At 66.7% G+C, this 2,919-nt stretch carries 3 protein-coding genes; all 3 read right to left on the bottom strand.

All coding sequences use genetic code 11. The annotated features are described in order from the left end of the window. Positions 1-77 precede the first annotated feature (77 nt). Entirely contained in the window at positions 78-206 is a 129-nt protein-coding gene (locus CXG43_RS19530; RefSeq protein ID WP_269801246.1) for a hypothetical protein, read from the bottom strand. After that, entirely contained in the window at positions 203-1,453 is a 1,251-nt protein-coding gene (locus CXG43_RS01220; protein WP_232767518.1) for a S49 family peptidase, read from the bottom strand. The genes CXG43_RS19530 and CXG43_RS01220 overlap by 4 nt, the downstream gene beginning before the upstream one ends. Further along, a partial coding sequence (locus CXG43_RS01215; protein WP_101098362.1) for a phage portal protein occupies positions 1,443-2,919 on the bottom strand: 1,477 nt, incomplete at its 5' end. The genes CXG43_RS01215 and CXG43_RS01220, both read right to left, overlap by 11 nt.

Below are 2,919 nucleotides of genomic sequence, written 5' to 3'. Positions count from 1 at the left end.
CGGCTCCGCTGGCCGCCTGCCTCCGACAGCAGGAACTCGGCGTTGCGCACGCCTTTCAGGTTGATTTCCATGTTTCTTTACCTCGCTCGCATTTGATAGATGTGGTTGGGATCCAGCTGGGCCTTCGCCGGGTTGGCCTGTTTCGCGGCATCCGCCGCCGGCGTGGTGGTCACGATCTGGGTGCTCTCGCCTTCCGTGGCTTTCATGGACAGCAGCTGCGTGCGAACCGTCGCCAGATCGGTGTTCTCCTTGATGAAACCCGGCGCAAGCGAAGCACCGTCCCGCAGTGCGGCCGCGCATGCGTCCTGCACCGCGACGGCGTATGCAAGCGCTTCCTCTGCCCTTCCCCGCCTTTGACGCCGCGGCGAATCAGAGCGATTCCGATATCCGAGGGCAGGTCGCTGCCGGCAACCGCGCTGGCCAATGCGGCCGCAGGGGATGCCGTCGTGGCAGCCGTCTCCGGCCCTGCTGGCGCGGCGTCACCCAGCGCAGCCCCCGGCTCTACGGTTGCAGCAGATGCCTCGACGTCGTCGGCCTCCGGATCACCAGGCGCCGCAGAACTTGGCGCTCCCTCAGCGCCGACATGCGCCAGCAGGTCGTGCCAGGTGCCAAGGCGCGTGGCGAAGCCCGCATCGACTGCCGCCTGCCCTTGGAAGCACGCGGCCTCGGTGGCACGCACCGCATCCGCATCGATGCTGAGGTTGCGGGCCACGGTGTCGACGAACATGCCGTAAAGCGCATCAATGTTGGCCTGCGCCGAGGCGCGTGCCTCGTCGCTCAGGGGCATGTGCGGGCTAAGGTCCACCTTGCGGGAACCCGCGTAGATCGGCGTCGCTCGCAGGCCCATGCGTTCGTCGGCTGCGCTCCAGTCGTAGTGGTAGGCCACTACGCCGACCGAGCCGACGCCGCCGGTGCGGCTGATCCAGATCTCATCACAGGCCGTGGCCAGCGCGAAGCAGGCCGAATACGCGTTGTCGTCGACCAGTGCATAGATCGGCTTCTTACCGCGGGCGGCGTAGATGTGATCCACCAGGTCGAAGCAGCCCGCGGCCATTCCGCCGGGCGAATCGAGACGTAGGACGATGGTGCCTACCCGGTCGTCCTCGATCAGCTCGTCGAAAGTAGCGCGCAGAGCTGCGTAGCTCATGGGGCCGGCACCGCTGGGACCGGGCATCGGACGATTGACCAGCGCGCCGGATACGTTGATGACGCCGATCAGCGAGCGATCGGGCGCAACGGTGTCGCCGGCGTCAGGCAGCTCCAGACGCTCGGTGCGCATTTCGGTGTCAGCGCTGGTGACCTCGCCAGTCAGGTAGGCACCGATGATGGCTTCGCCGTGGACCTGGTGCACCAGCAGCGGGCTGTTGAGCGCGACCGCCGCGAGCGACGACACGACCGGCGCGCGGCTGCCGCGGCCGAAGATACGGGCCAGAAGGCCGGGCTTACTGTTCATCGTCTTCCTCATTGGGGTCTGCGGCGCCGGCGGCGCCTTTGTCTTCCGCAGCGCCTTGCAGCGCGCCTGAGCCATTGGTACGGCGGGGGTCGCTGTCGTAGATCAGGCCCTTGTCATCGGTCCGCTGGTTATCGGCCTCGTTCTCTTCGTCCACCTGCTCGGGATCCTCGCCGGCCCCCAGCACCACCTTGGAGCGCGATTTGAAGCCAGCCCGCACAGCCTTCAGCTCTGCGCTCACGTCTTGCACCGGGTGGCTCCACGGCCAGCCTTCCGGCACCCACAGGGTTTCGGTCACTTCGTCGCGCAGCTCGGCATACCCTGGCACCTGGAGCAGGCCTGACAGCACCGCCTGGTCGTAGAAGGCGTCGCGCACTCGCTGGCAGAACATCGGGATCATGTAGAGCCACTGGTCCTGCTCAATCACCCGCCTGAACTCGTTGAGGATCAGGCGCAGGGCACGATCGGAGACGTTGCGCAGGTCGCCGGTGAGCACTTCGTAGGGCACGTCCTGGCTCGCGCTGATCGCAAGCAGATGTCCACGCAGGAACTCCGCGTAGTCGGACCCGGCGCTGGGCGGATTGGCGAACTCAACCTTGTAGCCCGGCGGCAGCTCCTGCATCGTCGCCGGCTCGAGGCCGCCCAACGGCGTACCGTCGATATCATCACCGGTGGCCAGGTCACCCAGCGGCGTTGCCTCAGCGTCTTCTTGGGGCTCAGGCGTGGTGAAGAAGCCCGCGAACAGGTTGGCAATCGCCTGTCGTTCCAGCACCGCGTCATCGAGGCGGTCCAGGTTGAACATCCGCAGCAGCGCTGGCGCGGAAGTCGGCACACCCCGGATGGCACCAGCGCGGTTCGGCCGGTAAAGGTGCATGACCTGCTCGGCTGGCACGCGGACCAGTTCATTGCCGTTGATCGCGACATGGAAGTCGCCGGGGTGCTCGCGGTACATCCAGTACGCCACACGGCGACCGATGCGATCGAACTCGATGCCCTGGCGGATCGCGTTGCCGTTGCTGGCCACGCCGTAGTAATGCTGCGGGCACTGTTCCGACTCGATCAGCTGCACCTGCAGCGGAACGGGCAGCCCGTCCTCCGGACGACGGAACCGGATCCGCGCGAACACCTCGCCGGCCTCCTTCCATTCCCGCCAGGACAAAGCCTGGAGCCCGGACCAGTCCAACACGCCGTCAGCGTCGGCGTATTTCCCCCAGCGCTTCCACAGGCCTGCGACTTGGGCCTTGTGGGCCTTCGTACCCCAAATGGCTTTGGCTTGGATGCCAGTCGCGATGCCGTTGGACACGCTCTTGTTGAGAGCGCTGACCATCCACGGATCGTTGCGTGCCAAGTGGCGCGCGCGTGCCAGCACGGTGGGCAGGCTGAGCAGCGCTGCGTTCGGCCCGAGCGACGCCGGCCGGAACATCCGCAGCCTTCGCCCCATGCCAGCAGCTCGGTAGGTGCTCTCGTCG

It is taken from the genome of Stenotrophomonas sp. Bg11-02 (genome assembly GCF_002836635.1).
GTDB lineage: Bacteria > Pseudomonadota > Gammaproteobacteria > Xanthomonadales > Xanthomonadaceae > Stenotrophomonas > Stenotrophomonas lacuserhaii.
Note: the sequence above shows the minus strand (reverse complement) of the source record. Positions and strands in the feature narration are given on the sequence as shown.